The sequence below is a fragment of the Roseospira marina genome (assembly GCF_014197855.1).
Lineage (GTDB): Bacteria > Pseudomonadota > Alphaproteobacteria > Rhodospirillales > Rhodospirillaceae > Rhodospira > Rhodospira marina.
Genome location: NZ_JACIGJ010000034.1, coordinates 1 through 4389, shown reverse-complemented (window position 1 = coordinate 4389; position 4389 = coordinate 1). Strand labels below are relative to the sequence as shown.

The following is a 4389-nucleotide window of genomic DNA, read 5'->3' as shown; positions in this document are numbered from 1 at the left end:
GTCGAGCGAATCAAAAAACTTCGAAAGTCGCCCGCGTTTTCTTTTGCGCGCAACAACCTTCGGCGGGACGCGCCCGCCTCGGGTTGCGCGCGGGAGGCCGGGGCATTCCTGCCCCGGAAAGTGCCGTGCGCGACCTGAAGACCGGGAAGAAGGGCAACTAGCTTCAATGAGGCCGGGGCATGACTACCCCGGAAAGGCACCTCGAGGTCCAAATGCCCGTCTTGATCGGCCCCCAGCTTCAATGAGGCCAGGGCATTCCTGCCCCGGAAAGAAGGCGGACCTGCATGCGGTCGCGGCCGAATGAGCACGCTTCAATGAGGCCGGGGCGTTACTGCCCCGGAAAGTCGGTGGTCTCGACCGCGCCGGCGTAGCGGTCAGCGAAGCTTCAATGAGGCCGGGGCGTTACTGCCCCGGAAAGGAAGATGCCACCCTTTCCTTTGCAGCAAAGGGCGCTGGAGCTTCAATGAGGCCGGGGCGTTACTGCCCCGGAAAGGGCCAGACTGGCTACGGCCATGACGAAGCCATCACGTCGCTTCAATGAGGCCGGGGCGTTACTGCCCCGGAAAGGAGGCTGGCGAGCCGATTTTGTTCCAGCACCACCAAGGCGCTTCAATGAGGCCGGGGCGTTACTGCCCCGGAAAGGATGAAGACGGTGCTGACATCAGGACTGACATCATGGATGCTTCAATGAGGCCGGGGCGTTACTGCCCCGGAAAGGGAGCCGCAGACGACCGCGGCCGTTCGTCCGGACAAGCGGCTTCAATGAGGCCGGGGCGTTACTGCCCCGGAAAGGTCGGCGCCGTCCCCTCCGAAGAAGACCGCCCCTTCTGTCGCTTCAATGAGGCCGGGGCGTTACTGCCCCGGAAAGGGCCGTGACGCGAAAGAACCCGTTGGCGCCGCTGGCGCCGCTTCAATGAGGCCGGGGCGTTACTGCCCCGGAAAGGCCGCACAGGGGGCGACGGCGGACACAGCCATACAGCCTAACGAGCTTCAATGAGGCCGGGGCGTTACTGCCCCGGAAAGGGGTATGATGACTGGTATCTTATGGCTCTGGACGAATTGCTTCAATGAGGCCGGGGCGTTACTGCCCCGGAAAGGTCGGAGAGATCAGCGCGGACCAGGCCGCGACGGACATGCTTCAATGAGGCCGGGGCGTTACTGCCCCGGAAAGGGCGCAGTGCGCAAGCCATGATCCTCGGCCCAATCCACCGCTTCAATGAGGCCGGGGCGTTACTGCCCCGGAAAGGGCTGCCACGAACACCGGGGACTTGAGCGCTGCCACGCTTCAATGAGGCCGGGGCGTTACTGCCCCGGAAAGGCGTAACTCGCGTTGGAAGCAAAATACGTCTTGCTCAGCCGCTTCAATGAGGCCGGGGCGTTACTGCCCCGGAAAGGGAATGACACTGCCAACACCGCTTTCATCAAGACAGTGCTTCAATGAGGCCGGGGCGTTACTGCCCCGGAAAGGTCAGCAGCACGTCCGCATGGCACGGCTGATCCAGCGGGGCTTCAATGAGGCCGGGGCGTTACTGCCCCGGAAAGGGATGTGAGGGCGGATCGGGCTCATGTGGCGACGTCTGCGCTTCAATGAGGCCGGGGCGTTACTGCCCCGGAAAGCATATACGTCAACAATTCGTCATCTACTTGTTCTTCTCCAGCTTCAATGAGGCCGGGGCGTTACTGCCCCGGAAAGGTTTCGTCGTGCTTGCCCTTGTGGGCTGGCACGTCGAGGGCTTCAATGAGGCCGGGGCGTTACTGCCCCGGAAAGGGGCCCGGCTGTAACCGGCAGCTCTGATTGAGATTTTAGCACCGTTTTCGAGCGCTCGCCAGAGCACCGAGTCGATACGGCTTCCACGATGCTCAGGGGCTGTGCCGCGCACGCGCTACCGCTTTGTTTTACAATGTCAAAAAGCGTTTTCGAGCGCTCCCCGAGTCGCGAGCGCCTCAAGAGAGCTCGAAAAAGCCGGGCAGCCCGCTCCAAACCGGACTTCGGGTGAAGGCTACACGATGATCGGCGTGCGTTCCACCACCGCCACGGTCTTACCCAGGCTTTCCAGGCGGGGCTTCACGGTCTCGGCTGGTCCCAGGTCGAGGATGAGCACATGGTCGGCGCCGTCATGGATGGCCTCGGTCAGGGCCCCGCGCACCTGGACGAGACGTTTCCGCGACAAGCGGCATTGAAAGACGGACAGTTGCAGCCATTCGCCGTAGCCGTTCATCACCTTCCATACCCGACGCCAGCGCTTCGGGTCATGGCCGGTCCCCTTGGCCTACAGTGCCTCGGCGCGGGTGAAGTTGAAGTACTTGCCCACGGCGATACGGCGCGCCCGGTGCACGCCGACCACGCCAAGGCGGCGCAAAACATCGTGGCGGGGCTCGGCCGCGCCAAGCGTCGGATGCCCCAGCAGGGCCTGGATCGTCGCCAGGGAGGCGGGGCGGCCCCAGATCGGCCATGTCACGAAACGGCCCCCTTGGCCGGGCGCCAGTTCGGTTCCCAGATTGAGGAAATGGATCCGCCCGCGCCGCTCCACCGCCGCGCCGGGCAGGGCCGCCAGCCCGACGGCGGCCAGACGGTTGGCGCCTGCCTGTGTCCGCACCGGATCACTGGTCGGCGCCTTGAATCTGTAGGCGTGCCGCCGGTCCTCGGCCGCATCCCACCGGAACGTCGTGAAGCGATCCCGCCGTCGCCATGATGCAAACAGGGCATTCCCGATCTCTTCCGCGTGGTCCGGTGATGTGGCCGTGGCTTCGCGGAGGTTCTTCAAGAACTTGACCTGCGCAACATCCAGACAGTTGAACACTGGCCGGGCCAGGATGCTGTCCGGCGATGGCGTTTTTGGGTCCTTGAGATCTGATTCGTGGGCCAACACCGAATACACGGCGAGCCGTCTGACTGCCGATGGTCCTCCGCAGGAAAGACCTTCCCGATTGATAGCCCTCATCTCCGCGCGCGTGTAGTTCAGCAACTGCCGGCCGCCGAAATCGTAGTCCGGCGCAAGCTTTGCGCACCCCTCCGCCGCTGCGCGGGCGATGTCGATCTTGAACGTGGGCTCGGCCAGGGTGACCACCCGCCAGGGGGCCGCTCTAACCTCGGTCCAGGGGCGCCCTCGATACTGCCCGACCCATGCCAGCGTCTGGGCGAACGGTGCGGCCAGATGGGCCTCGTCCAGCAGCAGCAGGCAGTCCGCCCCCAGCAGCCCGGCATGGATCGGCTTCATGCTGTCGGAGACCCCATAGCCCCGGAACAGCAGCCGCGAGCCCACCTGATCGACGGTGGAGCACAGAATGGTCGGCTGGGCCGGCGTGCGCGCCCAGTCGGCTTCGCGCGGCAACCCGCCGCGCAGGGCCTGGACCACCAGGGGCGGACCATCCCCGGATAACCCGCGCAACGCGCCGGCCATTCGGTCCAGCGGCTTGGGGCCGGTCGGATCGGCGGTCGCGAGGGCGTCGGCGATTTTCTTCGCCCGCTCGAACGCCGCGTCCACGATGATCCGGCGGTCCACCACGAAGGCGACGCGCACGGGCGCGGTGCGGTCCGCGCCCCTGTCGGCCTCCAGCGCCAGATGGAACAGCGCGATATCCAGCGCCGCCGTCTTGCCGCTGCCGGTGGGCAGATCGAGCGCGTCGGGCCAGATTCTCTCGCGGGCGACCTGTGCTGCCAGCCGCGCCTGCCAGGGAAACGGCGGATGGCCATGGATGGCGTGGAACACTTTCGGGAAGTCGTCGGCGGTCAGGGGCAACGCCTCGGTCATGATTCGCCCTCCCCGGACTCCGGCAAGGGCCGGCACAGGCCCAAGCTAACGAAGCGGCCTGCCCCCAGGATAACCGGGCCGGCCACCGGTTTGGAAAACCGCACCACGGCATGGGTCAGGCGGCGGCCGGCCACGGAATGCGGGCGTCCCCAGCCGGTCCAGGGCGGCGCGTGACCGCTGGCCCGGGCCGAGGGCGCGCCCCGGTGGGCGGAATGCTTGTGGGCAACCAAGGTCACCGGGCGGGGCAGGCCGATGCGTTCGCAGGCGTCCATGATCGCGGCGTCAATGTCGCCGTCCGTCTTGGGGTGGCGGTCGAGCGCGAGTGGGCTGACCGTGGCCCAAGATTGGGCTGGCCCGGTGTAGACCCGGGGGCGGAGGGAGGCTGTCGTCCCCTCCGTGTCCCAGGCCAGGGACCAGACCAGCCCACCGGGCAAGGTTGGCGTGGGTCAGCGGCATGACGGGGCCTCCTTGGGGTGATGGCGTGTCGGTCCCGACCGAAACACGTCATACTCGTATCCGAAAACCCGTAATGCAAGAGATGGCAGGGCTATCGCATTTGGCCGATGATGGTTCTGGCGAATTCGTTGGTCCATCCGCAGCGCTTGCGTTTGCGGCGGATGGAGATGCCGGGGCGGGC

General features: G+C 66.0%; 2 protein-coding genes, 1 pseudogene and 1 CRISPR repeat array. All 3 genes and pseudogenes read right to left on the bottom strand.

The window, feature by feature from the left end; all coding sequences use genetic code 11:
• Window positions 1-160: 160 nt before the first annotated feature.
• Window positions 161-1769: a CRISPR direct-repeat array (repeat unit 37 nt; unit sequence GCTTCAATGAGGCCGGGGCGTTACTGCCCCGGAAAGG).
• 231 nt (window positions 1770-2000) lie between these two features.
• Window positions 2001-2252 (bottom strand): annotated as a pseudogene (locus GGD82_RS20260) (CRISPR-associated endonuclease Cas2); the annotation flags it as partial.
• 18 nt (window positions 2253-2270) lie between these two features.
• Entirely contained in the window at window positions 2271-3752 is a 1482-nt protein-coding gene (locus GGD82_RS20255; protein WP_150064223.1) for a type I-G CRISPR-associated protein, Cas3-extension family, read from the bottom strand.
• A complete protein-coding gene (gene csb2, locus GGD82_RS20250) occupies window positions 3749-4186 on the bottom strand; it encodes a type I-G CRISPR-associated protein Csb2 (protein WP_150064224.1) in 438 nt (145 codons plus the stop codon). The genes GGD82_RS20255 and csb2 overlap by 4 nt, the downstream gene beginning before the upstream one ends.
• Window positions 4187-4389 lie beyond the last annotated feature (203 nt).